This window comes from Streptomyces sp. NPDC097617 (assembly GCF_044761485.1).
Lineage (GTDB): Bacteria > Actinomycetota > Actinomycetes > Streptomycetales > Streptomycetaceae > Streptomyces.
This window is the reverse complement of record NZ_JBIWCL010000021.1, coordinates 57,524-83,331: the sequence shown is the minus strand read 5'-3', so window position 1 is coordinate 83,331 and position 25,808 is coordinate 57,524. Positions and strand designations below refer to the sequence as shown.

Genomic DNA, 25,808 nt, shown 5'->3' with positions numbered 1-25,808 from the left:
GACCGCCGAGGCGTGCCCGCTTCGGCCGATCCGTACCGGTCCGCACCGGTCGGTAGTACTCGGTACCACCCGTTCCCCTTCAGGTGGTTTGCCTCCCTGCGCGCGTTCATCGCAGGGGTCCCGGCGAAGCGGAAGGTGAGCTGTTCCTTAGGGGAACCTCAAGATCGAGCTCAGGCGGTTCGCACGGCCCGGCGCGGTCCTATGCTCACCTCAGCCGAGCGGCCTTCGGCGCCCGGGCACTGAGCCCCGGCGAACCGCAGGACCGTCGGCTTCACCGAATCGGGGGGCCTCTCGCCCTTCCCGTAGTTCTCTCCGCGCCTTGGGGTGTCCTCGCCATGACTTCTCGCATACTCCGACCCGCCCGTGCCGGCCGCCACGCGCAGCCCCGCTCCGCGTCGTTCCTGAAGGCGCGACTGCCTCTCGTCACCGCGGCCGTGGTCGCCGCGGGCCTGTGCGCCGCCTGTGGGTCGTCCACCCAGAGCGTCGGCTCCGCCTCTCCCGCCTCCCCGGGGCAGTCCACGCAGGCCCTCGACGCGGCGGCGCCCTCGACCTCAGCGTCCACCGAGGCCTCCCCGAGCGCGTCGGCCTCGCCGTCGGCGTCCGCGAGCGCGGCGCCCAGCTCCTCGCCGACCCCCTCCAGGGCCCGTACCGGCTCGGCCGCCCCCAAGCCCGCCCGTACGTCGGCCGCGCCCGCCCGGATCCCCGGGCCCGGCTACGACAGTTCGGCCGACGGGCAGAAGCTGATCGACGCGGCACTGCGCGCGGCCAAGGCCGACGGCAGGATGGTGCTGCTCGACTTCGGGGCCAACTGGTGCGGCAACTGCAAGGCCGCCGACAAGGTGTTCGCCCAGCCGGGGACGGCGGCCGTCCTCGGAGCCTCGTACCACCTCGTCAAGATCGACATCGGCGGCAACAGCTCCGCCAACTCCGCGCTCCTGCGCAAGTACAGCCCGTCGGGCGGCAGCTACAAGATGCCGGTCCTGATCGTCGTCGACCCGTCCGGCAAGGTCCGCACCGACACCCACACCACGGGCAACCCCTCCCTGACCGCGGAGGGGATCAACGCCTTCCTGCGCAAGTGGGCGTCGTGAGAGCAGCGGGCCCGCGCCGGTCCGGGGTGCGTACCGCGGCCCTGGCCGCAACCGGCCTCGCCGCGGCGGTGGCCGGCTGCGTCTTCGCCGCCGTGGGCACGGTCGCCGCCGACGGCAGCCGGGCCGAGGCCGCGGCCGGCCCGGCGACCGCGATCCGGGCCGCGGACCGGGCCGCGGTCATCGACCCCGCCGCCCGGCCGGCCGCGCCCGAACTGTCCGGCGACGACCTGGACGGGAAGCCGCTCGCACTCGCCGGCTTCCGCGGGCAGGTGGTCGTCCTCAACGTGTGGGGGTCCTGGTGCGCCCCCTGCCGGGCGGAGGCCGACGACCTCGACCGCCTCGAGCGGGAGACCCGGGAGCACGGGGTCCGGTTCCTCGGGATCAACACCCGCGATCCGGACCGCGCCGCGGCGCGGTCCTTCGTCCGCGCCCACGGCCTCGGCTTCCCCAGCCTCCACGATCCCACCGGCGCGCTCCTCCTCCGCTTCCCGCCCGCACTGCTCAACCCGCAGGCCATCCCCTCGACCCTCGTGATCGACCGCCGCGGCCGCATCGCCGTCAGCATCGGCGGCGCGGTCACCGAGGACGAACTGAGGCCCTTGCTCACCCGCGTGAGGGAGGAGGCGCCGTGACGACGGGCGCGGCGCTCGCCGTCGCGGACACCCCGGCCCTCCTGCACGGGGCGCTGGCCGTCGCCGCTCCGGTGGCGTTCCTCGCGGGACTCGTCTCCTTCCTGTCGCCGTGCGTCCTGCCGCTCGTACCGGGCTACCTCAGCTACGTGACCAGCCTGTCGGTCTCCGACCTCGCGCAGGCCGACGGCGGGCGCCGCAGCCGGATGGCGGTCGGCGCGCTGCTGTTCGTCCTCGGCTTCACGGCGGTCCTCGTCTCCGGGGGCGCCCTGTTCGGGTACTTCGGCCGGTCCCTGCTGGCCCACCAGGACGTGATCACCCGGGTGCTCGGTGTCTTCACCACGCTGATGGGGCTCTCCTTCATGGGGTTCCTGCCGGGATTCACACAACGGGAGTTCCGCAGCCACCACCGCCCCGCGCTCGGACTGGCCGGAGCCCCCCTGCTGGGCGCGGTGTTCGCGGTCGGCTGGACGCCGTGCATCGGTCCGACGCTGGCCGCCGTACAGGCGCTGGCCTGGAGCGAGGCCAGCGCGGCCCGCGGGGCCCTGCTGATGGCCGCGTACTGTCTCGGCCTGGGCCTGCCGTTCGTGCTGGCTGCGCTGGCCTTCCGACGGGCCCTGGGCGCCTTCGGCCTGGTCAAGCGCCACTACCCGTGGGTCCTGCGGATCGGCGGCGGCATGCTCGTGCTCGTCGGCGTGCTGCTGGCCACCGGCGTGTGGAACGACCTGGTGTACCGGCTGCAGTTGTGGAGCGCGGACTTCACCACCGCCGTATGAGCGGGCCCGGGCCCGGGCCCGGAGTCCGAGAAATTGCTCGATCCCCTTCCTGATTCCTGACACAAGAGGCACAGACACGCACATGAACGATTCCCCGCGTATGACGCGTTCCCGGAAGGCACGGACGGTCCGGACGGCAGTCGCTCTCCTCTGCCTGGCCGCCCTCACCGCCTGCGGAGGGCAGTCCGCCAAGGGTTCCGCCGCCGCGCCGCCGCCCACGAGCGAGTTCAGCGAGAACGGGGTCACCGTCACGCTCTCCGTGTCCGACTGGCACGCCCCGAACGGCACGCTGACCGCGGTCTTCACCCCCGAGGGGAAGGGCTTCCACCTCTACAGCACCGAACTGCCGCTCACCGGCATAGAAGGCGTGGGCCGACCGACCGCGGTGGCCGTCACCGGCGCCCTCAAGTCCGGCGGGAAGCTGACCGCGGCCGCCGACGTACGCACCATCAGCGTGCCCGGGGTCGACGCCCCGGTCCCCGTCTACCCCGACGGCCCCGTCACCACCACCCTGCCCATCCGCGCCGAACGCAACGGGGACGCGACCGTCCTGCTCGGGTACGCGAGCTGCAGCACGCAGGAGGGCTGCACCATCCCGGTCGCCGACCGCCCCGTACACCTGCGGATCAGCGACGACGGTCCGACGTTCACCGCCCGCTAGAAGGGCGTCCGGACCGAAGCCCTAAGGTGTGCCCATGCCAAGCGTCCTCGTCGTGGAAGACGACCCCAGCATCCGCCAGTCACTGATCGAGGTCCTGGCGGAGCACGGGTATGCCGTCCGCAGCGTGGGCGACGGCTTCGGCGCCCTGCGCGAGGTCACCCAGACACCCGTCGACGCCGTGGTCCTCGACCTTGGACTGCCCGATCTGGACGGGGGAGACGCACTGCGCATGATCCGGGGCATATCCTCCGTTCCCGTACTCGTGGCCACCGCCCGCGACGACGAGGCCGAAATCATCAAGCTCCTCAACGCGGGCGCCGATGACTACCTGGTCAAACCGTTCTCCGGGGGACAGCTCATCGCACGTCTGTCCGCCGTCCTGCGGCGCACCAGCCATAGGCCGTCACCCGCCGGCGCCGCCCACGGCGCCCAGGGGGCGCGGCCGGCGCCGAGCGCCGAACCGCTGCGCGCCACCACCGTCGGCGAGCTCGCGGTGGATCCCGGCGCGCGCACCGCGTACCTGGCCGGCCGGGAGCTCCACCTCACCCGGCGGGAGTTCGACCTCCTGGCCTTCCTCGCCCACCACACCGGCCAGGTCGTCTCCAAACGCCGCCTGCTGACCGAGGTCTGGCGCGAGCCGTACGTGGACGACCAGACCGTCGACGTGCACCTCTCGTCGCTGCGCCGCAAGCTCGGCGAACGCGCGGCAGCCCCGCGCTACCTGCTGACCGTGCGCGGCGTCGGCATCAAGCTGGTGGCTCCCCGGTGAGACGCTCCCTGGCCGGAGTGGCGCTCGCCGTGACCTCCATGGTCGCCCTCTCCTTCCTCATACCGCTGGGCGCACTGGTGATGTCGCTGGTCAAGGAGCAGAGCGTCACCGCGGCCGAGCAGCGCGCCGCAGCCCTGGCCCCGGTCCTCACGCTCACCACGGATCCCTCCGCGCTACGGGAATCCGCCGCCGGCCTGGACGCCTCCGAGCACCTGGTCGTCCATCTGCCGGACGCCCAGACCCTCGGCGACACCCAGGCCCCCGCGAAACTCCTCGAACGGGCCCAGCAGGGACGCGAGTCCATCTCCCAGAAGACCCCCGGCGGATGGATCTGCCTGCAACCGGTGGTGCTCCCCGGCGACCGGGTCGCCGTCATCGAGAACTTCGTCCCCGACGAGGAACTGACCCGCGGGGTCAGGGCTTCCTGGGCGGTCATGCTGCTGCTCGCGGTCGGCCTCGTCGGCGGCTCCGTACTGGTCGCCGACCGGCTCGGCGCGAAGGTCGTCGATTCCTCCAAGAAGCTCGCGCAGGCATCGCACACCCTGGGGCAGGGCAATCTGGACACCCGGGTGGAACCCATGGGCCCCAAGGAACTGCGCGACGCCGGCGTCGCCTTCAACGCCATGGCCCACCGGATGACGGAACTCCTCGCCATCGAGCGCGAACTGGTCGCCGACCTGTCCCACCGGCTGCGCACCCCGCTGACCGCCCTGCACCTGGCATCGGAGCGGATGGCCGGGACGCCGGAGTCGGCCAGGGTCGAGGCGGCGGTGCACGCACTGGAGTCGGAACTCCAGGCCATCATCGCGGCGGCCCGGACACCGCTCGCCGTGGGCCCCATGGGCCACGGCATGCGCAGTGCGGAAACGAGTGTGCCCCGGAAGGCGACCGGGGCGGAGTCGTCCGAGGGCTGCCGGTCCGAGGCCGCCGACGTCGTCCGGCGCCGGACCGCCTTCTGGGCGGTCCTGGCCGAGCAGCAGGACCGGCCCTGCGCCCTGGAGATCACTCAGGAGCCCACGGCCGTCAGCCTCAGCGACGACGACATCGCCGCGGTGGTGGACGCGCTCATCGGCAATGTCTTCAGCCACACCCCGCCCGGCACCGCGTTCGGGGTCCGCGTCGTGCGTACCGCGCAGGCCGTGGAGCTGATCGTGGAGGACTCCGGGCCGGGCATTCCGGAACCGGACCGGGCGCTGTCCCGCGGGAGCAGCACCGGTTCCTCGGGTCTCGGCCTCGACATCGCCCGCAGGGCGGCGGCCGTCACCGGCGGCTCGATGCGCATCGCACACGGGCCGCGCGGCGGCGCGCACATCACCGTGGTGTTCGCGCTGGCGCCGTCCCAGCTGTCCGGGCGCGGGCCGCGCGGTTCGCGGCGGCGGAGCGGATGGTGGCCGCCGCGCAAGCGGTGAACCCCGCGAGGGCGGCGGCCGCCGGTGCTCCGGCCGCCGGTGCCACCGCCGGCGGTGCGGTCAGCCGGAGGTGGGACGCAGGACCAGCGTGACGAAGCCGAAGCTGTCCCGGTAGGAGTGCAGCCACTCGGTACGCCGGGCGGTGGCCGTCGCGAGCGCCTCGGCGCCGTCCGGATCGCCGGGGCGGTCCAGCGCCCACGAGGCGAGAGAGCCCCAGCAGGCCCACTCGTAGTCGTCCAGCTCGCGGCGGGTGCTGACATGCGCGAGGACGGGGGTCCAGCCGTCGGCGACCACGCGGTCCACGGTGGTCGCGAGGTCGTCGAGCTCGCCGAACAGCTCGAACGCCTCGGGGGAGGGCGTGCGGTCCCAGAACCCCTCACCGATCAGCACGCGGCCACCGGGAGCCAGGTGCTTGCGGGCCGCCGCCAGGGTCGGCAGCAGCCCGCCGAAGGCGTGGGTGGCCCCGACGCTCAGCACCAGGTCGAAGGCCTGCGCGGGGACGAAGTCCGCGGCCTCCGCGTGGTGCAGGACCAGGCGCTCCTGGACGCCGAGCCGGCCCGCCGACCGGCGGGCCTGCTCCAGGGCCTGCTCGGAGACGTCGACACCCTCGGCGTACAGGCCCGGCTGCGCGACCAGGGCGCGCAGCAGCCACTCCGCGGTGCCGCAGCCGAGGTCGAGCACCCGCTCGTCGCCGCGCGGGGCGCCGCGCTCGAGCAGCCGGCGTACCGAGTCGTCGTCGAGCGGGGCCTTGATGGGGTGGTCGGCATGGGCGATCCCTGAGATCTGTTCGCGGTTCATCGGGGGCAGCGTTTCAACACCGGAGGCCGCGCGCACCCCATTTCCGGCCGACTACCAACATGCCCCGGCGCTGCGCCGGCCCGGCGACCAGAACTTGTCCGGCCGATCACGGTCGGCCGGCGACGTCGACTGCCTCCGTTCGGCTACCGAGGTCGTTGGACGGCGCGAAAAGTGCCTGGACGGTTTCGGCGGCCAGGTTGCGGAGCCAGCTGTGGGCGCGGTCGTCGTCGTAGCGCCGGTGCCACAGCAGGTACAACGAGATGTCGGGCAACGAGAGCGGCAGCGGGAGTGTGACCAGGCCGATTTGGCTCCGGGCCGCGCGGGTGACCACGTCGGGGAGGGTGACGACCAGGTCCGTGTCGAGGGCGAGCTGAAGTGCGAAGGCGGCGGTGGGCCCGGAGGCGACGACGCGTCGTTCGTGCCCGTGTGCGGTCAGGGCTTCATCGATCGGATCGTGCAGGTTTCCGCGCCGCGAGACGGTGAGGTGTTCGGCGGCTGCGTAGCGCTCGAGGCTCAGCGGGCCTTCGGTGAGCGGGTGGCCCGGTCGGACGGCGACGACCAGCCGGTCCCTGCCGACGAGGCGGTGACGGATGTCGGGGAGCGTCGGGGCACTGGAGCTGGATTCGAGGTCGACCTCTCCCCGGCGCAGCTCGGAGTCGTCCGACCCGGCTTCGGCGGACAGGCGCAGCCGGACGCCGGGTGCCTGGTGGTGGACGGCGGAGATCAGGGCGGCGCCGGAGGCTGCGGCCAGAGCGTCGTGCCAGCGCACGGTGAACACCCGGTCGAGAGCCGCAAGGTCGAGTTCCCGCTGCGCGGAAAGAAGTTGGTGAGCCTGCTGCACGAGGCCGTGGACCTCGGCGCGTATGGCCAGGGCGCGGGGTGTGGGGGTCATGCCGCGGCCGGTGCGGACCAGGATCTGGTCACCGGTGGCCTTGCGGATCCGGCCCAGGGAGCGGCTCATCGCCGGTGCGGTGACGTGGAGTCGTGCTGCCGCGCCTGCGACGCTCCCCTCTTCCAGCAGGGCGTCCAGGGCGGTGAGCAGGTTCAGATCCAGTTGCATGACAGTAACTCTACAAGTGACAAGCATGCACTTGTTGTTAATGGTCGGGCGGCCTACCTTCGAAGTGCGGGGGCGAGACAACCGCTCGCCCCGCTTCTACCGACCCCCACCTCAGGGAGCCCGCCATGAGCACAGTCATGCCGTTCGACGCCGACGCGATCCTCCTGTCCGACGTGACCGCCGCAGTGAAGGCCGCGGGCGTCACCTTGCGCGACCGCTACACCTCCCACGCCCGGGGCGTGAGTCTGGACGAGGTCGTCGGCGAGATCCACGCCAACGACGACGCGGTGCTGGACGTGCTGCGGGAGCCCCTGTTGCAGGCCCGGCCGGGTGCGCAGTGGGCCGAGGACGAGCTGGCCGGCGGCGCGCTCCCGCCCGGCGAGTGGTGGGTCGTCGACCCCGCCGAGGGCAACATCAACCACGTCCACGGCATGGATGACTGGGCCGTCACCGCCACCCTGGTCAGCGACAACCTGCCGGTCCTCACCGTCGTCCACCTGCCGCTGACCGGCGACACCTACACCGCGGTCGTCGGCGGCGGTGCCCGCCTCAACGACCGCCCCCTGAAGGTGTCCGCCAAGACCGACCTGGGCGCCGCGCTCATCGGCACCGGTCAGGCCAAGCCCGGTGAGGACGAGCGCACCTTCCGGCGGATCGGTGACTCCGTCACCGCCATGCTCGTAGGCGGCCTGGTCGTGCGCGTGTCCGTTCCCGCCACGATGCAGCTCATCCACGTCGCCGCCGGACGCATGGACGCCTTCTGGCAGTTCTCCGACGTCCGCTCCGGCCTGGTCGCCGGGGCCCTGCTGGTCTCCGAGGCCGGAGGCACCGTCACCGACCTGGCGGGCGAACCCTGGAACACGGGCAGCCGCGACTTCCTGGCCGCCGCCCCCGGCATCCACACCGGCGCCCTCAAGGTCCTCGCGCCGATCGTCTGACCGGACGGTTCCCGCCCTTCCCCACCCATACCCGCAAGGAGCATCACCGCATGTCCAACATCGGCATCCTGGGCGCCGGCCGCGTCGGAACCAACCTCGCCAGCGCCCTCTCCGCAGCCGGACACCACGTCACCCTCGGTGGCCGGCACCCGGAAGACACCGGCGCCCGCACCCCCGGGCTCGCCCCGCAGATCACCTTCGCCGACCAGCGCACCACCGCCCGCACCACGGACATCGTGATCAACGCGACGCCCGGTGACAGCTCCCTCGACCGCCTCACCGGCCTGCGCGCCGAACTCGCCGGCAAGATCCTCATCGACGTCTCCAACGCCACCCGCGACAGCGCCGACGGCCTGCCGGGCGACCTGTGCTACCCCGGCAGCAGCCTCGCCGAAAGGCTCCAGGCCGCACTTCCCGACACCCACGTGGTCAAGACCCTGAACACGATGCTGTTCATGGTCATGACCGCCCCCCAGACCCTGGCCACCCCACCAACCGTCTACGTATCGGGCGACGACGAGAACGCGAAGAAGACCGTCACCGGCCTGCTCGGCGACCTGGGCTGGCAGCCCGAACGCATCGAGGACCTCGGCGACATCACCACAGCGCGCGCCACCGAGGCCATGATCCTTGTCGTGCCCCACATCCTGCGCCGACACGGCTTCAAACCCTTCGCCGTCTCCCTCGCCCGCTGACCCCACTTCCCGGACCGAACGGAGGTGTGAGCGTCTGCTTCTTCCCCGCCAGTCGACGGCCGGGGAGGCTGCCAGGCGCGTCAGGATGCTCCGGCAGGCGGGCTGGAATTCCAGGTCGGCGTCGACTCCCCATCCCCAGGGGTGTCCGCCGCGGTGGGGCGGTGGGAGTGCGGCCTGGATCCGAGGAAGCGCTGGATGTACGGCCGAGCCCATGCGGTTGAGGCAGGCGGCACCATGGCGAGCGGTGGAGCCGTTGTCCTTCCAGGGCCTCAGCTGTGCCGGCACGAAAACGTGGGTCTCACCATTCCGCCCATGTCCCACAGGGCTGATGCGACGTGGCCTGTTCAGCATCTGCTGCACACGTGGTAGCTCACCAGGCTCGCCGAGCTGTACCAGTCCTCACTCGACTGGGACCACCCGGCGAGCCCCTCACGCTGGACTGGGCAACCCTTCATGACGGTATCCCCTGGCGGACCGGTCGTCCTGCAGTCTCCGCTCCTCAGCGCATGCTGGCAGGTGCGACGTGCTGCAAGTGGGCGATCAGGGAGCCTGGTAGAAGGGGATGGGTATGTCGTGAGCCTTCAACGCTTCCGTGTAGCGAGCCAGCAGCTCGTCAAGGTTGGCGAGGAGGATGGCCGCAGCCTCGCGGGCTTCCCCGACATCGCCCTGGTCGCATGCTTCTACGATCTCGGCGACGTCTGCGCGGATGATCGACAGGGAGTCTCCCTGGATCAGCACGCCGGGGAAATTGCGCGGGGGCAGACGGACGACCGCGTCGTTCCCCGGGTCCGTGAACAGCTCAACCTCCATACGTTCCATCCGGTCATCCAACCGCAGACCTGCCCTCTGCTCCAACGGTAGCCATCGCGGATGAGCGGATCAGAACCAATTGCGCCGCTCACTCACAGCTGGTTGTCCTGTGACAGCGCAGGCTGGGCGTTGTCACCGAAGGTTGATGGCCACTAGGTTCGTGCCACCGAAGGTTGGGCGACTGGAGTTCGGAGCGGTGCGTGTCCTCGTTCGATGAGTTGCGGGCCTTGCTGGGCGAGCCGGCCGACCGGCAGTCCAACCCGGATGACTGGACCGAGGTCGAGGAACACGTGGGTTCCGCTCTGCCCAGTGACTTCAAGGCATTTCTCGACGCCTACGGCACCGGGGTCATCTCCGGCGAGCTTGTTGTGTTCCACCCCCGTGGAAGGCGCCCGCTGCTGGAGCGCATGCGCAAGAACCACGGGGTCTTCGCCGAGCGCCGGGACAGGGCCCTCAGCCGCGACGACTCCGAACACATCCCGTACCCCTTCCACCCCGAGCCCGGTGGGCTGATTTCGTGGGGATACGACTACAGCGGCGACGAGCACCTCTTCCTGCCCTGCGACCCGGATCCGGACCGGTGGAAGATCGTCACGATGGCCCACGAAGAAGGGTGTCAGACCTTCGACGGCCCGTTCTCGGGCTTCGCCCTCGCGTTCGTGCGTCGGCTGCTCGACGTGGACCGGTACCACGGCATCGAACCCGAAGCCCTGGAGTTTTTGGAGCCGGAGGACCTCGAGGAACTGGTTGCCGCCGGAGAGATCGGCCCCGTCCAGCCGAGCTTCGAGCCGTGCTGAGGCACTCAGCCACGCCGCCCCGGCCATAGCCGACTTCGACCAGGACTTCCTCCAGGGCTCCTGCGGGGCCCGCCGTCGCCTCGGGCTGGGCTGGAACACCGCGTTCGAGAGCGTCGAACCGCGCGGTCGTTTCGCAGGACACGGGGCGGAGAGAGCCTCGCCGGCTGGTGCTTAGCGGCCACGACCGGCGCACACGTCGGATCCGGAGGGCGAGGCACTCGTCATCCCGACCGCGTGAGTGGCCGGCACCGTCGGTCGGGGCCGCGCCCGGGCGTTGTCGAGACGAAGCGTCACCCTCACCCTCCTCCGTGCGCCGATCAGCGCCTAAGGCAAGGTGGGGGATGATGAAATCTCTTGCCGCAGCGGGTCTTCAGGTAGTGGACGGGTGGGTCGAGCCCGTGGGACTCATACCGTCGTTCATCACCGGCCAGGCACCGAGCTGTCCACCTGAAGAAGGCCGCGTCGAATCGGTGCTGGATGTCATCGACCCTCTCCTGCACGAGAGGGCGAACGCCGATTGGTACCGACTGGCGGTCGAAGGGGGGCTCTTCTCTGAGGCCGACCGCAGATTCCTGCTTCCCCACAGTCCCGTGGAGGGCAGGCCCGGTGGGTGGCTCTGCGTCGAGTTGCAGGACGACTGGGACATCATGGGCAAGGGCGCGGCCGGGCCTCTCGGCAGCGCGCCGCTGCGCCCTGAGTTCCGCATGCTCTCGCTCGACGGGAACGTGCTGTGTTTTGCCACGACGTGGCAGCATTCGATCAGTACCTCGGTGCTGACCGCGCCGAATCGTTCGCGGGTCCTGCGCCGGTTCGCCGAATGGGTGGCCCAGGGGGCGATGGACAAGCCGAACGAGCCGCCGCTGAGCACGACGGTGCGCCGCTGGCTCGATACCTCTTGCGACTGACCGCCTCCGGAGCCGGGCGGCAGGGGTTGTCTCTCCGACCTGCTTTCCGAGCGAGGGGAGAGGAACAGCGTCGCGCACCATGAGTTCAACCGACGAGACGTGAGAGGCGAACGGCAGCCTGCCGGCGAGGTCGCCGTTGATCTCCTCCAGGCGCGATCGCCGCCCACGCGGCATCAGACAACTCGGATTCCCTCACGACCGGACCAACGATCCGATGAACGGAAAGTCGCTCGCTACGGCCTCCGCTCCCAGGCCTGCGTGAACATCTCGTGCAGGGGCGCCGTCGGCAGCACCCGGCCGAAGGGCGCGTGAATCGAGTTGCCCCACAGCGGGCGCACCAGGTGACTCGCCAGCTTCACAGTCTCCAGCGGCAGGTTCGGGGCCTTCAGCTCGGTCCACTCCCCGGGCAGGAACACGGTCCGGCCCGCCCGCGCCCGCTTGGCCTCGACGACCGCGCCGGTGGACAGGAGTTCCGCCCTGACCTCCTTGTGGCGCTTCGCGGACCAGCCGTTCCACCGGCGCACGTTGCGGTCGGTGGGGGCGGCCAGCGTCGCCACCTGGAGGTACAGCGCCGCCGCGTCCGGGCCCGCGCCGAGCTGCTCCGCCACCCGCGCGACCAGCTCCGGGCAGGACCGGCGCGGATCCGCCTCGTACGCACCGGGCGGCAGCGGTGTGGAGCGGGCCCGGAGCATCATCCGCTCCAGCCCGCCACCGGCCAGCAGCGGCGCCACCCGGTCCAACTCCTCCGCGAGGTCGGTGACCTCGCGGACCCGCCGCCACACCTCGGGGTCGGCGACCGCCGCGGGCCGCAGGAAAGAGGCGCCGCCCGGCGAGCACACCACCAGCGGTCCCCCGTCGTGCGCGGTCACGGGAACCGGTCCCTCCTCCTTGCGGTTGTCCATCGCCACCGGCAGCCGGCCGGGCCCGAACCGCTCAGCGATCCGCTCCGAGGTGTCCTGGACGCGCCCGCCGGGCAGCGCCAGCAGCAGCTCCGGCCGCGCCAGTTCGGCCCGCAGGCGCTCGTACACGTCCATCGCACCGGCCACCGCGGCATCGCCGACGGGCCGGTCCGTCCAGGCCCACACCAGCGCGCTCGCGATCCGCCGCACGTCCAGACCCACCGGCGTGCGGTACGGCAGCTCCGGCCCGGCCGGGGGCACGGCCCGCACCTCCACCCCCACGCCGTACCGGGTCGCGGCCAGCTCCCAGCCGGCCGCCTCCACGGTCGCGTCCGCCGCCGCCCCGTAGCCGCCCGCCAGCCGCCGGGCCCACACCTGCGAAAGCCCCAGCTCCGCCTCCAGGGCATCCGCCGCCTCGTCGTCCACGGCGGGCAGCGCCCCGAGCAGCTCCCGCCACAGCCCAGCCATCCGCTCCACGGCCGCGTCGACCCCGCCAGGCCGCCACAGCTCGGCCGGTTCCTCGGGCAGGGCGGCCGCCAGGACGGCCCGGCGTCCGGCGCCGCCGAGCCGCGCGCGCAGCGCCTCGTACGCCTCGGACGTCATCGCGCTCGCCCGGTACGGGGCCTTGCGCGCCAGGTCGCGGTCCTCGTCGCGGTGGGCGCGGCCGACCAGACCGGCGACCACCAGCCGTGCCACGGCCCTGCGCACACCGGTCAGTTCCGCGAACCGCGTGGCCGCCGACTCCGGCACCGGGACCGGCCCGTGCTCCGCGACCGCCGCCACCAGGGCCCGCAGCCGGGCGGCGTCGTCGCGCCGCACCCGGACCGGCCGTGCCTGCGCGACCGCCGCAGGCACCGGGTCGGAGTCCGGATCTCCGGTGGCGGGCGCCACGAACCAGGTGAGCGAGCCCCCACCGCGCACCGTGGCGGACGCCACGGCCGTCCCGCCCGCCCGCAGTCCGTCCAGGGCCCCGGAGTCGGACGTCCGGCCCACCCACCACCGGCTGCCCGCAACGGCGAACGGCTGGTCGGCCCAGGTGTCGAGCAGCGCGAGCAGCGCGGCCCGCTCCGCGTCCGGGGTCGGTGCCACCGCGGCCCGCCACGCCGCGGCGTCGATCGCACCGAGCAGCTGCGACCAGTCGCGCGGCGGAGCCGGCGGCGACAGCCGCCGCACCTCCTCCGCGATCGTCCCCGCCAGGCAGGCGCCGTCGGAGGCGAGCGCGCTCAGCGTCGCCGGCAGGGCCGCGTCCCGGACCCGGCGATGCGCCTCGCCCTCCTCGACCGGGAGCAGCCCGAACAGTGCGGGCAGCAGCTCGGTGTCCCGCGCGGAGCGGCGCAGCACGACGGGCGGGGCCTCGGCGAGCAGGGACACCCGCCGGTGCAGGGCCCGCCGTCGCTCCTCCACGCGGGCGGTCCGCCCGGCCACCGTCACGACCGCCTCCACCAGTACCGGGTCGGTGACCTCGGGCAACTCCCGGGCCACGGCGGCGCGCAGCGCCTGCTCACCGGTGAGGGCGGCCGCCAGCAGAGCCTGCGCCCGCTGCCGTCCCACGGTGCGCAGCGCCCGCGACCCGACCGCGTCGCGCGTGCGCAGCAGGTACCAGAAGGCCGGCGGCAGGGCCACGCCCTGCGACACGGTGACCCGCCGGGACGGCCGCACCCGCGGGTGCCGGGGCGACTGGTGCCCGTCCAGCTCCCACAGCAGGACCCCGTCGGCGGTGTACGCGCGCACGCCCGTACGGGTCCGAGCCTCGGCGAGGACCACGTCCTCCACCGCGCCCTCCGGTGCGGCCCACAGCCCCCACGGCTCCTGACCCGGCCGGTCGATATCGAACCGGGCCGTGCGCCCGTCCACGCTCTCCACCAGGTAGTGGTCGGGAGCGTGGTCACGGTGCCGGGTACGGAACAGCACGCGCGTTCCGACCAGCCCGTTCCGGCTGCCCAGCGGGGAGTCGGACAACCCGGCGGGCAACGGCGCCAGCTGGAGCGCCTCCGTGGCGAGGCTCATCCCCACCCCGGACGGCCGCGCCCCCGGATCGTCGCTCGCGGGGCGGCCGGGGAAGTCCGGCAGCGGCTCGGCTCCCCGCCGCTCCCCGGTGACCCGGTCCACCACCTCCCACGGCCGCTTCCCGAAGACGGCATTGGTCCAGATCCGTGATCCGTCGCCGAGCAGCAGCTCGTCGCCGTCGATGCCCTCGGTGCCGCCCGGACGCAGGACGCGCAGACCGCCGTGGCGGCCGCCCCCGTCGGCGGTCTCGAACTGGAAGCCGTACGCCCCGTCCAGGCTGCCGCCGAAGGGCACCAGCCCGCTCACCTGCGCGGGCTCGAACGGCTCCTCGGGCCGGTCGGCCCAGACGGCGGTGTCGCAGAAGTAGGGGCTCTTCTTGAGCGACCAGCTCACCAGGAAGGAGCCGCCCACGTAGTGCACGGCGAACATGGTCGCGCCCTCGGGAACCGTGAACCGGCAGGAGCCGCGCTCCCCGTCCGGGGCGACGGCGACCGCCCGGTCCCGCCCGAACACCGTCAGCACCGGCCAGGTGCAGGTCACCCCGGCCACGCCCGGCAGTGCGGGGTCCGGCGCGCCGTCCCGAGTCCCGTCCCGCGCTCCGTCCTGCTTCCCGTCGTGTGTCCCGTCCTTCGCATCGGCCGCCTCGGCTGCCGCGAATCCCGCGTACACCGCCTCCAGGGCGGGCCAGGCCAGTTCCTCCGGCAGTCCCGCCGCGAGCGAGCGGCGCAGCGTGCCCGCCGCGTCCGCTGCCGCCAGGGCGTCGGCGATCCCGCCGAGGGCCGTCACCGTCGGCCGGTCCAGCAGCGTCTCCAGTTCGACCACGGCCTCCTCGGCCCCGGCCGTGCCGCCTTCCGCGACCGTTTCGACGAGCTTGCCGACGCGCGCGGCCACCTCGCCGGCGATGCCCTCGTTGCCCGGCAGCAGTGTCACCGCGGACCCCGGGCGGCGCTCGCGCACGGTCCAGTGGTCGGGGAGGAGGCCGGCATGGACCGTCCCCTCCAGCCGGGGGCCGAACACCGGGTCCGCGGCCAGTGCGACGAGGTCCCGGCGGGAGCGCTCACCCCAAAAACGCATCCGGACCTCCGCGCCCGGGTCGACGACCGGGGCCCCGGCCGCCAGGCAGGCGTCCAGCACGTCCGCGTCGAAGCCGTGGTAGTGGTACCGGGTGGTGTGCACCGCGACCGGGGTGCCCACCGACCGCAGCCGCGGCCCCAACCGGCCGACCAGAGCGAGGAATTCCGCGGGCAGCGGTTGCCGTGCGACCCCGCCGCCGGACTGCAGGGCGTACTGGTACATGCGGACGAAGTGACCGACCCAGTGGGACAGTCCGCCCGTCGGCACCAGCCGCCCGGACTCCATCGCCCGCGCCGCGCCGCAGCCGATCAGCATGCGCAGCCAGGCCCCGCCGTCGGTGACCCCGGTGGGGAAGACCTCCACCAGCCCGGCCAGGACGGCGTCCGCCGGAGGATGGGCCGTGAGGACCGGCTCCGCGGCGGTCAGCAGCGCCTCCGGTACCGATTTCTCGCGGGCGACCGACAGGATCGCGCCCACCATCCGGGCGGCCTCCTCGTCCCCGTGCCCGGCCGCCTTGGCGGAGGCCCGCACCCGCCGCACCAGATCCGCCGGCAGGTTCGCCCGCGAGCCCGCCCACGCGGTCAGGAAGACCTCCAGGGCCGAGTGCGCCGCCGCCGGGTCCAGGGTGTCGGCGAGGAAGCGCTGATGGGCGCCGAACTCCTTGGCCGGCATGGCCCCGCCCGCCGCGAACAGCAGGGCGTTGGCCAGGCGGTAGCCGGGATCCACCGACAGCCCGTGCTCGGCCTCGGCCGCGCGCGCGGCCGCGTAGGCCCGCCCGCCGGGCCGGCTCCCGTGGCCTATCAGCCGGTGGCCGACCGTGTCCCAGAACCAGGGAAGGTGCGCCGGCAGCAGTCGCCGCGCCCGCACCGTCATCGTGTCGACGAACCGGCCCGGTTTGTCGCGGGACCGGCCGAGCTCGGTGCGCATGTCCTCGATCAGGCCCCGCGCGACGGAGGCCGCGCCCGGGTCATGGGCGGTGACCCAGTCGGCGTACGTCGTCGAGGTGTGCGGACCGGAAACGGGCAACAGGGCGTCGAGCGAGACGATCATGCTTTGCATCGTCGCACGGGCCACTGACACTCCGTGACGACGGCTCCTGGCGACCGCCATGAGGGCCGCCGTCGCGACCGGGGCCGGGGCCTCGCGGGCTTCCTCTAGAGTGCTTCCGTCCCGTACATGTGACTGTGACCCCGGCAGGGCGGCGCGTGCCGACCCGCGCACGGGCCCGAGCGAGGAGCAATCGTGACCGACCTGGCGTCCATATCCCTGCAGCAGGAGATCGCCCGGGATCTCCAGGTGAGCGCGTCGTTCGACGCACGGCAGGAGATCGAGCGCCGCGTGGCCTTCCTCGCCGACCGGCTGACCTCCACGGGCCTGCGGGTACTGGTCCTGGGCATCAGCGGCGGTGTGGACTCCACCACCGCCGGCCGGCTGTGCCAGCTCGCCGTCGAGCGGGTCCGGGCAGCCGGGCACGAGGCGGCGTTCTTCGCGATGCGACTGCCGTACGGGACCCAGGCCGACGAGAAGGACGCGCAGCTGGCGCTGGAGTTCATCCGGGCCGACCGGGTCCTGACCGTGGACGTGAAGACCGCGAGCGACGCCGCCCTGGAGGCCGCGCTGGCCGGCGGGACCGCCTTCCGCGACGCGCACCACCAGGACTTCGTGCACGGCAACATCAAGGCCCGGCAGCGCATGATCGCCCAGTACGCGGTGGCGGGCGCGCACGCGGGCCTGGTGGTCGGCACCGACCACGCCGCCGAGGCCGTCTCCGGTTTCTTCACCAAGTTCGGCGACGGCGCGGCGGACGTCGTACCGCTCACCGGTCTGACCAAGCGGCGGGTACGGGCCCTCGCGGACGAGCTGGGCGCGCCGTCGGAGCTGGTGCACAAGACCCCCACCGCGGACCTGGAGACCCTGGACCCGGGCAAGCCCGACGAGGACGCCCTCGGCGTTACCTACGACGACATCGACGACTTCCTGGAGGGCAAGCCCGTCGACGGGGCGGCTTTCGGGGCCATCGTCGGCCGCTACCGGCTCACCGAGCACAAGCGCCAGCTGCCGATCGCTCCCTGACCGCCTGACCGCCTGACCGCCTGAGCGCGTGGGGCCCTGAGTCCCTGAGTCCCTGAGCGCCGGTGCCGCGGGGTCCCTCGTACCTCCGGGATTGAGCCGAACGGCTCAATCCCGGAGTCTGGGCGGGCCCGCCCCGCACCCTCGCCCCTATCGTGGGAACGACCCCATGACCGGGCGGTGGCGCGCGAACAGGTGGACGTGGACGGAACCGGGATCGACTATCAGGCGGTGTTCCAAGCCCTGCCGGGCGCGGTCGCGCTGCTCACCCCTGATCTGGTGTACCTGGACGTCAACGCGTCGTTCCTGTCGGTGTCCGGCCGCACCCGGGAACAACTCGTCGGCCGCTACCTCTTCGACGCCTTCCCCGACAACCCCGCCGATCCGGCGGCCACCGGCATGCGCAACCTGCGCGCCTCCCTGGAACGGGTCAAGGCCACCGGGGAGCGCGACAGCATGGCCGTGCAGCGCTACGACGTCGAGTACCCCGACGGGTCCGGGATGTGGAACGAGCGCTACTGGAGCCCCGTCAACGTCCCCGTCCTCGCCCCCGACGGCACCCTGGCGCTCCTGCTGCACAGGGTGGAAGAGGTCACCGAAATCATCCGGGCGGGCGCCGGCGCCGCCAGCGGCCGTGAACACGCCCAGGTGCTTGAGGCCGAGATCTACACCCGCGGACGGGAGCTCCAGGAGGTCAACGAACGCCTGCGCCGGTCCCACGCCCACGAGCGCGACGTGGCCCTCCACCTCCAGGAGGCCCTGCTGCCGGCGCCGCGCCCGCTCGGCCACCACCAGGTCGCCGTGCGCTACCGGCCCGCCACCGAGGCCCTGAACGTGTGCGGCGACTGGTACGACCTCGTCGAACGGCCCGGCCGCACCGCCGTCGCCGTCGGCGACGTCGTCGGCCACGGACTCGCGGCGGCCGGAGTCATGGGCCAGTTGCGCAGCGCCCTGTCGGCCGCCTCCCACGTGGCCGAGGGCCCGGCCCAGGCCCTGGAGGTCCTCGGCCTGTACGCCCGCTCCATCGACGGCGCGGAGTCCACCACCGCCTTCTCCGTCTTCATCGACTGGACCGGCCGCACCCTCACCTACAGCAGCGCCGGCCACCCGCCGCCCGTCCTCTGCCACCCCGACGGCACGGTCTCCTTCCTCGACGGGGCCACCGACCCCCCGCTCGGCGCCCGGCCCGAGCACGCCCCCCGCCCCGAGGCCCAGGTCGGCTTCACCGCGGGTTCCGTCCTCGTCCTCTACACCGACGGGCTCATCGAACGCCGCCGCGAGGACATCGACGTCGGACTCGCCAGGCTCGCCAACTCCCTCGTACGCCATCGCGCCGCCGCCGCCGACGACATCGCCGACGCCCTGCTGGCCGAGCTCATGCCCGCGGCCGGTATCACCGACGACACCGCGCTGGTGGTCCTGTGCCTGTGAGGTCCGGCCGCCGCGGAATTCGAAGGCGTGCACGGGCCGCGGCCGCGTAGGCTCCCCGCATGCCGAGCCCAGAGATGCAGCGCGTCCATGCCTTCCTGTCCGACTTCGCCCGCCGCCAGGCCGCGCGCACCACAGCCCTTCCCGGAGGGTTCGCCGTGTACGACGACACGTACGCGCAGTCCCGGTCGAACAACCAGGTCGTCATCGACGCGGCCGTCGACCCCGAGGCGCTGCCGGCCCTCGCGGACGAGGCTCTCGGTCATCTGCCGCACCGGCTGGTCTCCGTCATCGACGACGAGACCGGCAGGGCGTGCGCGGAACCGCTGATCCGGGCCGGCTACACCCACTCCACCTATCTGGTCATGCTGCACACGGGACCCGTGCCGGACGGCGGCCCCGCACAGGAGGTGGACCTCGACGCGCTGCGCGTTCCGCTGACGCGGCGCTGGCGGGGCTTCCTCCCGGACGTCGACGACGAGGTAGTGCGCCAGCTCGTCGACCGGCGCGCGGCCCGCCGACGCGGGGCCGACATCGTGCAGTTCATCGGCGCCCGCACCGAGGCGGGCGAGGTCGCCTCGTGGGCCGACCTCTACGTGGACAAGGCTACGGGCACGGCCCAGATCGAGGACCTGATCACCGCGCAGGACCAGCTCGGCCACGGCTACGCGAACGCCGTCCTGGCCGCCGCCCTGCACCGCGCCGCCTCCCACGCCTGCGACGTCCGCTTCCTGACCGCGGACGCGCTCGACTGGCCGCGCCACTGGTACGAGCGCCGAGGCTTCTCGATCATCGGCCACACGCACGCCTTCGAACGCGCCTGACCGGATTCCGGCGCCCGGTGGCAGCTCGGCGCGGCTCGCGGTGGGCTGTTCCGGTGGTCCCGTACGCGGGATCGCGGGCGGTGTGCGAGGGATGCGGTGGCCCACCCGGGTGCGGGGACCATCCTGGGGGTGCCGTGCGGCCCGGCCGCTTCCACCGTCCTTCGATCCCGGCCCGCCGGGAAGCTACGGAGACCGATGTCCCCGACCGACGCCCCCGAAGCCACCGCAGCGGCCCTGGTGCGCCGCCCCCAGCTGTGGTTGGTTCCCACGATCCTTACGGGGCTCCTCGCCCTGCTGCTGTCGCTGCTCTACATGGGCGGCATCGTCAACCCCAACGCGGAACTGCGCGACCTGCCGATCGCCCTGGTCAACGAGGACACGGGCAAGCCGCCAGCGGGACAGCAGCAGAACCTGGGCACGCAGATCACGGCCGCCATCGCCTCCGACCCCGCCGGCGGCAAGGCCGACTGGCGCGAGCTGACCCTTGCCCAGGCCCAGGACCAGCTCGACTCCGGCAAGATCTACGGCGCGCTGGTGGTCCCCGCCGGCTTCACCGACGCCGTCACGGCGCTCCCCACGTCCGCGGCCACCGAACTGCCGACCATCACCGTCCTCACCAACCCCGGCAAGGGCAGCCTCGGCTCCTCACTGGCCGGCCAGATCACGACGCAGGCCGCCCACCGCGCGTCCCGGGCCGTCGGCGAACAGCTCACGGCGGCCGCCGGCGCCCAAGCGAGCCCCACCGCCAAGCTGCTGCTCGCCGACCCGGTCGAGGTCGTCACGCAGGTCGGCCACCCGATCGGCGCGCACAGCGGTCTCGGCCTGACGGCGTTCTACTACACCCTGCTGCTGGTCCTGGCCGGATTCATGGGCGGCAACGTCATCAGCAACGGCGTCGACACCGCCCTCGGATACGCCGACAACGAGATCGGCCCCTGGCACACCCGCCGACCGACGGTGCCCATCAACCGTACGCAGACGCTCATCCTGAAAATGGTGATGACCGCCGGCATCACGCTCGTCAGCGTCTCCCTGGTGATGCTGGCCTGCGTCGCCATCCTGGGCATGGACGCGACCCACCTGCCGCTCCTGTGGATCTACTCCTACTGCGCGGCCCTCGCCGTCGGGCTGGGGGTGCAGGCCATCAACGCCGCGTTCGGCGGGATCGGCCAACTCGTGTCGATGTTCGTGTTCATCGTGCTGGGTCTGCCGTCGTCGGGCGCGACGGTCCCGCTCCAGGCGGTACCCGGCTTCTACCGTTTCCTCTCGCACTTCGAACCGATGCGTCAGCTCAGCGACGGGGTACGGGCGATCCTCTACTTCGACGCCCGCGGCGACGCGGGGCTCACCCGCTCCTGGATCATGATCGCGGTCGGCACCGTACTGGCCCTGATCTTCGGCTTCGCCATGACCCTGTACTACGACCGCAAGGGCCACAAGCGACTCACGCCGCAACCCGCCTGACGGCCGCCGTGGGGGCGGGGTCCTCGGCGGGGACATACCTGCCGCGCCTCGGGGTACACGAGCCGGTGAGTACCCCAAGGAGGCGACATGTCAGCGTTGTTGACCCGAATCAAGCAGTTCGCGCGCGGCCCGCAGGGCCAGCGGGCCGTCGCATCGGTCCGGCGGGCCGCCGCCGACCCCCGCAGGCGCACCCAGGCCGGCCAGCTGCTGAACCGGCTGCGCGGGCGGCGCCGCTGACGGCTCGTGCGCGTCACCGCGCCGTGACAGACGACGCCGCGGCGGGGGCCGGTACACCCCGTGCCCCCGCCGTGCGTCGACCCGACGCTTAGGGCACGCGTTCGATGCGTGCGCGGCGGATGAGGTTCTTGCCGGGTTCTCGTACGTTTTCGAAGGCTGCGTTGTTGAGCAGGGCGCAGCTTCCGGAGGGGCCGGTCACGGTGACGGTGGTGGACTTGGCGTTGTCGAGGTTGGTCACCTTCAGCTTGGTCCCCACGGGGAACGTCCCGCTGCTGGCGGCCGGCGCGCCTGCTTCGCCGGACAGGGTGACGGTGGATCCGGGGCAGACGACTTCTGCGGTGGCGGGCGGTACTTGTGCGCCTGCTGACTGGCCCGGTGCGGCTGCGCCTGTGCCTGCGGCCTGGCCCGGTGCGGCTGCGTCGTTGCCGCCGGCTACGCGTTCGATGCGTGCGCGGCGGATGAGGTTCTTGCCGGGTTCTCGTACGTTTTCGAAGGCTGCGTTGTTGAGCAGGGCGCAGCTTCCGGAGGGGCCGGTCACGGTGACGGTGGTGGACTTGGCGTTGTCGAGGTTGGTCACCTTCAGCTTGGTCCCCACGGGGAACGTCCCGCTGCTGGCGGCCGGCGCACCCGCCTCACCGGACAAGGTCACAGTCGACCCCTGACACACCACGTCGGGCGCGGCGGCATTGCCGATCGCCACGGTGGCGGCGACCCCTCCCGTCACCAGGGCTCCCGTAACGACAAAGAGCATGAGCTTCTTCTTCAGACTCATGGTCCGTTTTCTGGACACTTGGCACTCCTCAATCCGATGGACGCTGTCCCCCCGGACCTCCTGCTTACGGCGGGGATCATGCGCAGAAGCAGTCCTGTTGCCTTTTTACGAAAGAGCCCGGGAGGAGGTTTGGGAGGCTGCGCAGCGGTGCATCGCGAGCGTGTGGCTCCCGCAGCGCGCCCGAAGCTGCAGGTCACAGCCCCCGACCCGGAAGAGCGGATGCGCGTGCTGTGGGGCGCACCGACGGGCCTCACCGGCGCGGCCTGGAGCCGACCAAGGCAGGCTTAAGGTTTGGTTGATCCGCTCTTAACCCGCCCAAGAGCCATGTCCGAGGCCTGAAGTAGCTTCCGACCATGGACATGAAAACCCGGCCTGATGTGATGGACCTGATCCACCTGGCCGACCCCTGCCAGAGCGTCAGTGTTCGCCTGCTCTCGACCACGGCGAGCATGGAAAGGGCCGGAGCCCGGTACTACGACGCGCCCATCGTCATCGCGAGCGACTTCGTGAACGGATCGGTCCGCCTCGGATTCGACTCCGTCGAGGGGGCGGAACAGGGCGTCGATCCCGGCGAACTCTTCACGGCCGGCCGGCCGCGCGGGGGTCCCACGGCCTACCTGCGGTTCATCGCAGAGGACCCGTACGTGGTGGAGGTGCACGACGGACCGAGCACGCAGATCGTCGTCTCCGTGCCGCTCGACATGCGGGAGGAACGGACCGCGGAGGTCAGGCAGTGCCTCGCGCGGGTTCGCGGCGCCCTGGGCGAGTAGGCGTCCGCACCCGCGCGCGCCGGGCGGGCTCGCGCGAGGGTGCCGGGGGTCAGTCCTCGTCCGAGCGGTACAGGGCTTCGGTGATGATGCGGGTGGCGAAGTCGTTGTCGCCGGTGAGCCGGTTGATGTGCTCCGCGAGCAACAGGGCGGTGGCTTCCAGGGAGTTCATCTCGTCCCCCGTCCAATCCCCGTACTGCTTGCGCCACAGGTTGGGGCTCAGGCCGGTGGCGGCCGCGACGATCATCCCCACCATGGTGGGAATGACCTCGGGCCGTACGCTCTTGCGCATCAGTCGCATCGACGCCACGAAACCCGGCACCACGTACTCGATGACGTCCGTGTCCTGGTCCTCGTGCGCCATCCGTAGCCACTGCACGTACATGTAGATGAGTGTGCACGCGCCGTCCACCAGGTCGTTGGCCTCCTCGGGACCCAGGGACGCGGTGAACTGGTCTGTCAACTGCTGCTGTTCGGGGTCGGTCCCGGACTTGCCCGAGTAGATGGACTTGAGCCGGGAGTCGATCATCATGAGTGCCGCGCCCACATCGCCGGCGGGCGCGTATTTGGAGTCGCAGGGCGATGGCACAGGATTCCTCCTCGGGTGACCGGGGGCAATACTCCGTATCCGTACAGTAGCCATCCGAGGGCGGGGCGGTCAGCCGAATCGTGAGGGGGATCTGCCGCGGCACGGCTGAGGCTTCCCTTCGGCCGGTCCGGACAAGGGCGCGCATCCGGGGTCCGCGGGCCTCGACGTACGATGCCGGGATGCCCGCGGACAGTATCCGGGGCGCCGCGCCCTCCTGATCAACGGCACCGTCGGCGTGGATCTCACGGTGTGCCGACGGCGCGCCGAACTGCCCGTCATCCACGCCCGTCTGACCCGCCGCCACGACGGCGGGCCCGCGGCGCTGCGATGGCATCTGGATCGGTCCGGCGAACTGGACGCAATCCTCGGCCGGGCCGCAGTCCCGGACCCCGCCGGTCCCGTGATCAGGCCGGGGGAGACCGACTCCTAAGGGAGTGCGCTGCTCACACCGTCGGCGATCATCATCCACATGGGCTGGGCGCCCGTACCGAAGGCCGAGGCCAGGGCGTAGCCGATCGCGGCGTCCGCCGGGCGGAGTTCGCGGTCCTCCCGCCATTCGGCGATGACCGTCTCGTCGCCGTCGGAGGAGAAGTCGCCGAGGTGCGTGCCGTCGCGGGTCAGTCGGCTGCTGGGGACGGAGTCCGGGACCAGGCGGTAGGACGCCCCGTCGTACTCCACGTCCACCCGGTACGAGTGCCTGGCCAGCCGGCCCTTCGCGGGGAGCAGGTCGACCTCCGCGCCGTCGACCCGCATCGTGAGGTGCGACCGGTCGCGGGTGCCGATGGCGATCTGGGGGTCCGCCTCGGCCGCCGGGTCGCGTTCCAGGGTCACGCGGGGGACCGCCTCGCCGTGGACCTCGATGCGGTCCTGGCCGTCCTGGCGGACCGTGATCGCGCCGAAGCGCGTGTCGTCGATGGGTGCTCGGTCTCTGTCATTCACAGGTACGGATCGCTTCGTCGGAAGGCGTAAGGGGCGGTCCCTCCCACCCTACCGGCGATGATCATGGTGCCGCTCGGCCGTTGGTTCGTTCGGCCGCTCACTCGCCCTTCCACACCTTGGCGACGGCCTCCAGATAGTCGTCCTGGCCGTCCTCGATGGTGGCGACCTCCAGCACGAGGAGCAGATCCGTGGAGACGCGGACGCAGATCATGTCGTCGACGCCCCACTCCGCGTCCTCGATCAACGTGCCGTAGTCCGAGGACCGTTCGTCCGCGAGGCAGTCGCTGTTCAGGTCGGATTCCGCGGACGTCAGCAGCAGGATGTCCTCCCCGCCGAGGTCCCAGTTCGTGTGCAGGTCGCCGCCCCGGCGCCGGGCTTCCCCGGCGCCAGGGTCGACGCCGCGGCTCAGCGGCTCGGCGGCCGGCTGGTGAGGTATCCGCCCATGGTGGTGAAGTAGTCGGTGGCGGGCATCTCCTCGCCGTCCCCGGTGCGCACCCGGGTGATGGCGAGGCCGTGGTTGCGTCCGGTGCGGGCATCGGCACCGGCCACGATCACGACGCCCTCGCCCTCGCGGTAGAACACCCGGCCGGGCGTGCCGCCGTAGCGGCCCTCGGAGACGACGGCGGCCAGTACCTCCAGTCGCTTGCCGCGGTGGAAGGTGAAGGCGGCCGGGTAAGGGGCCGATTGGGCGCGGACCAGCCTCTGGAGGTCCTCGGCCGGCCAGTTCCAGTCGATGCGGATGTCCTCCGCCGAGCGCTTGTGGAAGAAGCTGGCCTGCGAGCGGTCCTGGACGGTGAATTCGGTCTCGCCCGCCGCGATCCGGTCCAGGGCGCCTACCGTGACCGGCGCGATCAGGTCGACCGTCTTGTGGAACAGATCGGTTGCGGTGTCGGCCGGGCCGACCGCTACGGCGCGCTGGACCACGATGTCGCCCGCGTCGAGCTCGTCGTTCATCAGATGGGCGGTGACGCCCACTTCGGGCTCGCCGTTGATCAGCGCCCAGATGAGCGGAGAGAAGCCGGCGTACTTGGGCAGAAGGGAGTCGTGAACGTTGAGAGTGCCGTGGCGGGGGAGGTTGAAGATGTGCGGGGGGATCCAGGTGCGCCAGTTGTTCGCCACGATGATGTCCGGTTCCGCCTCCGTCAGACGGGTGAACAGCTCCTCGTCGTCGGGGCGGTTGCGGATCAGCACCGGGACGCCGTGGGCGTCCGCGAGGTCGGCGGCCGAGTCGCTCCAGATCTTCTCGTACGCGTGCTCGCTCTTGGGGTGCGTGACGACCAGAACGACATCGTGTTCGGAATCCAGCAGGGCCTGCAGGGTGCGGTGCCCCCACGTCTGATAGCCGAACATGACGACCCGCATGGGGGTTCCTCCTTGGAGCGGCGACAGATTGCAGAATG

Annotated in this window: 26 protein-coding genes; 17 read left to right on the top strand and 9 right to left on the bottom strand. The window is 72.1% G+C overall.

Features of this window, described 5'->3' with window-relative positions; genetic code table 11:
- Window positions 1-335: 335 nt before the first annotated feature.
- The 6 genes from ACIQZO_RS28550 to ACIQZO_RS28525 all read left to right on the top strand — a co-directional run bounded on the left by ACIQZO_RS28550 (window position 336) and on the right by ACIQZO_RS28525 (window position 5,335).
- Window positions 336-1,091, top strand: a complete 756-nt coding sequence (locus ACIQZO_RS28550) for a thioredoxin family protein (RefSeq protein WP_403631471.1) — start codon at window positions 336-338, stop codon at window positions 1,089-1,091.
- Complete coding sequence (locus ACIQZO_RS28545; RefSeq protein ID WP_403631470.1) at window positions 1,088-1,723, top strand: TlpA family protein disulfide reductase; 636 nt, start codon at window positions 1,088-1,090, stop codon at window positions 1,721-1,723. Before ACIQZO_RS28550 ends, ACIQZO_RS28545 begins: the two co-directional genes overlap by 4 nt.
- Complete coding sequence (locus ACIQZO_RS28540) at window positions 1,720-2,496, top strand: cytochrome c biogenesis CcdA family protein (RefSeq protein ID WP_403631469.1); 777 nt, start codon at window positions 1,720-1,722, stop codon at window positions 2,494-2,496. Before ACIQZO_RS28545 ends, ACIQZO_RS28540 begins: the two co-directional genes overlap by 4 nt.
- Window positions 2,497-2,596: 100 nt before the next feature.
- A complete protein-coding gene (locus tag ACIQZO_RS28535) occupies window positions 2,597-3,157 on the top strand; it encodes a hypothetical protein (protein WP_403631468.1) in 561 nt (186 codons plus the stop codon).
- 34 nt (window positions 3,158-3,191) lie between these two features.
- Window positions 3,192-3,926: a response regulator transcription factor gene (locus tag ACIQZO_RS28530; RefSeq protein WP_403631467.1), complete on the top strand. Its 735-nt coding sequence runs from the start codon at window positions 3,192-3,194 to the stop codon at window positions 3,924-3,926.
- On the top strand, window positions 3,923-5,335 hold the full coding sequence (locus ACIQZO_RS28525; RefSeq protein ID WP_403631466.1) for a sensor histidine kinase: 1,413 nt from the start codon (window positions 3,923-3,925) through the stop codon (window positions 5,333-5,335). The genes ACIQZO_RS28530 and ACIQZO_RS28525 overlap by 4 nt, the downstream gene beginning before the upstream one ends.
- A 60-nt stretch (window positions 5,336-5,395) precedes the next feature.
- On the opposite strand, the gene ACIQZO_RS28520 is transcribed toward ACIQZO_RS28525, so the two are convergent.
- Window positions 5,396-6,133: an SAM-dependent methyltransferase gene (locus ACIQZO_RS28520; RefSeq protein WP_403631465.1), complete on the bottom strand. Its 738-nt coding sequence runs from the start codon at window positions 6,131-6,133 to the stop codon at window positions 5,396-5,398.
- A gap of 106 nt (window positions 6,134-6,239) precedes the next feature.
- Window positions 6,240-7,193 carry a LysR family transcriptional regulator gene (locus tag ACIQZO_RS28515; protein WP_403631464.1) on the bottom strand — a complete coding sequence of 318 codons (954 nt, stop codon included), beginning with the start codon at window positions 7,191-7,193 and terminating at the stop codon, window positions 6,240-6,242.
- A gap of 125 nt (window positions 7,194-7,318) precedes the next feature.
- Here ACIQZO_RS28515 and ACIQZO_RS28510 point away from each other — a divergent pair, with 125 nt between their 5' ends.
- Both ACIQZO_RS28510 and ACIQZO_RS28505 read left to right on the top strand, forming a co-directional pair.
- Window positions 7,319-8,131 (top strand): inositol monophosphatase family protein, encoded by an 813-nt coding sequence (locus ACIQZO_RS28510; RefSeq protein WP_403631463.1) that lies wholly within the window; start codon window positions 7,319-7,321, stop codon window positions 8,129-8,131.
- 50 nt (window positions 8,132-8,181) lie between these two features.
- Window positions 8,182-8,826, top strand: a complete 645-nt coding sequence (locus tag ACIQZO_RS28505; protein ID WP_403631462.1) for an NADPH-dependent F420 reductase — start codon at window positions 8,182-8,184, stop codon at window positions 8,824-8,826.
- Window positions 8,827-9,366: 540 nt separating this feature from the next.
- On the opposite strand, the gene ACIQZO_RS28500 is transcribed toward ACIQZO_RS28505, so the two are convergent.
- Complete coding sequence (locus ACIQZO_RS28500; RefSeq protein WP_403631461.1) at window positions 9,367-9,645, bottom strand: DUF6959 family protein; 279 nt, start codon at window positions 9,643-9,645, stop codon at window positions 9,367-9,369.
- A gap of 191 nt (window positions 9,646-9,836) precedes the next feature.
- Here ACIQZO_RS28500 and ACIQZO_RS28495 point away from each other — a divergent pair, with 191 nt between their 5' ends.
- On the top strand, window positions 9,837-10,433 hold the full coding sequence (locus ACIQZO_RS28495) for a hypothetical protein (protein WP_403631460.1): 597 nt from the start codon (window positions 9,837-9,839) through the stop codon (window positions 10,431-10,433).
- A gap of 341 nt (window positions 10,434-10,774) precedes the next feature.
- A complete protein-coding gene (locus ACIQZO_RS28490) occupies window positions 10,775-11,338 on the top strand; it encodes a hypothetical protein (protein ID WP_403631459.1) in 564 nt (187 codons plus the stop codon).
- A gap of 233 nt (window positions 11,339-11,571) precedes the next feature.
- Here ACIQZO_RS28490 and ACIQZO_RS28485 read toward each other — a convergent pair whose 3' ends face one another.
- Entirely contained in the window at window positions 11,572-16,368 is a 4,797-nt protein-coding gene (locus ACIQZO_RS28485; protein ID WP_403631458.1) for a hypothetical protein, read from the bottom strand.
- A 192-nt stretch (window positions 16,369-16,560) separates the two neighbouring features.
- Between ACIQZO_RS28485 and nadE the strand changes: the two genes are divergently transcribed.
- The 5 genes from nadE (at window position 16,561) to ACIQZO_RS28460 (ending at window position 21,341) form a co-directional block, all read left to right on the top strand.
- A complete protein-coding gene (nadE, locus tag ACIQZO_RS28480; protein ID WP_403631457.1) occupies window positions 16,561-17,391 on the top strand; it encodes an ammonia-dependent NAD(+) synthetase in 831 nt (276 codons plus the stop codon).
- A gap of 198 nt (window positions 17,392-17,589) precedes the next feature.
- Window positions 17,590-18,819: a PP2C family protein-serine/threonine phosphatase gene (locus tag ACIQZO_RS28475; RefSeq protein ID WP_403631545.1), complete on the top strand. Its 1,230-nt coding sequence runs from the start codon at window positions 17,590-17,592 to the stop codon at window positions 18,817-18,819.
- A gap of 59 nt (window positions 18,820-18,878) precedes the next feature.
- Window positions 18,879-19,640, top strand: coding sequence for a GNAT family N-acetyltransferase (locus ACIQZO_RS28470; protein WP_403631456.1), 762 nt, complete (start codon window positions 18,879-18,881; stop codon window positions 19,638-19,640).
- Window positions 19,641-19,835: 195 nt separating this feature from the next.
- Window positions 19,836-21,104 carry a YhgE/Pip domain-containing protein gene (locus ACIQZO_RS28465; protein ID WP_403631455.1) on the top strand — a complete coding sequence of 423 codons (1,269 nt, stop codon included), beginning with the start codon at window positions 19,836-19,838 and terminating at the stop codon, window positions 21,102-21,104.
- Between the two features lie 87 nt (window positions 21,105-21,191).
- Window positions 21,192-21,341 carry a hypothetical protein gene (locus ACIQZO_RS28460; RefSeq protein WP_403631454.1) on the top strand — a complete coding sequence of 50 codons (150 nt, stop codon included), beginning with the start codon at window positions 21,192-21,194 and terminating at the stop codon, window positions 21,339-21,341.
- Window positions 21,342-21,429: 88 nt separating this feature from the next.
- Here ACIQZO_RS28460 and ACIQZO_RS28455 read toward each other — a convergent pair whose 3' ends face one another.
- Window positions 21,430-22,113, bottom strand: a complete 684-nt coding sequence (locus ACIQZO_RS28455) for a hypothetical protein (protein WP_403631453.1) — start codon at window positions 22,111-22,113, stop codon at window positions 21,430-21,432.
- A gap of 353 nt (window positions 22,114-22,466) precedes the next feature.
- Between ACIQZO_RS28455 and ACIQZO_RS28450 the strand changes: the two genes are divergently transcribed.
- The gene (locus ACIQZO_RS28450) at window positions 22,467-22,883 is read left to right on the top strand and encodes a DUF5959 family protein (protein WP_403631452.1); all 417 of its coding nucleotides are present in this window, start codon (window positions 22,467-22,469) and stop codon (window positions 22,881-22,883) included.
- A 49-nt stretch (window positions 22,884-22,932) separates the two neighbouring features.
- On the opposite strand, the gene ACIQZO_RS28445 is transcribed toward ACIQZO_RS28450, so the two are convergent.
- Window positions 22,933-23,469, bottom strand: coding sequence for a hypothetical protein (locus ACIQZO_RS28445; protein ID WP_403631451.1), 537 nt, complete (start codon window positions 23,467-23,469; stop codon window positions 22,933-22,935).
- A 235-nt stretch (window positions 23,470-23,704) separates the two neighbouring features.
- Here ACIQZO_RS28445 and ACIQZO_RS28440 point away from each other — a divergent pair, with 235 nt between their 5' ends.
- The gene (locus ACIQZO_RS28440) at window positions 23,705-23,899 is read left to right on the top strand and encodes a hypothetical protein (protein ID WP_403631450.1); all 195 of its coding nucleotides are present in this window, start codon (window positions 23,705-23,707) and stop codon (window positions 23,897-23,899) included.
- Here ACIQZO_RS28440 and ACIQZO_RS28435 read toward each other — a convergent pair.
- The 3 genes from ACIQZO_RS28435 to ACIQZO_RS28425 all read right to left on the bottom strand — a co-directional run bounded on the left by ACIQZO_RS28435 (window position 23,896) and on the right by ACIQZO_RS28425 (window position 25,770).
- A complete protein-coding gene (locus tag ACIQZO_RS28435) occupies window positions 23,896-24,408 on the bottom strand; it encodes a hypothetical protein (protein ID WP_403631449.1) in 513 nt (170 codons plus the stop codon). The genes ACIQZO_RS28440 and ACIQZO_RS28435 overlap by 4 nt on opposite strands.
- A 97-nt stretch (window positions 24,409-24,505) precedes the next feature.
- Window positions 24,506-24,652: a hypothetical protein gene (locus ACIQZO_RS28430; RefSeq protein ID WP_403631448.1), complete on the bottom strand. Its 147-nt coding sequence runs from the start codon at window positions 24,650-24,652 to the stop codon at window positions 24,506-24,508.
- Window positions 24,653-24,813: 161 nt separating this feature from the next.
- The gene (locus ACIQZO_RS28425) at window positions 24,814-25,770 is read right to left on the bottom strand and encodes a methionyl-tRNA formyltransferase (RefSeq protein ID WP_403631447.1); all 957 of its coding nucleotides are present in this window, start codon (window positions 25,768-25,770) and stop codon (window positions 24,814-24,816) included.
- Window positions 25,771-25,808: the final 38 nt, after the last annotated feature.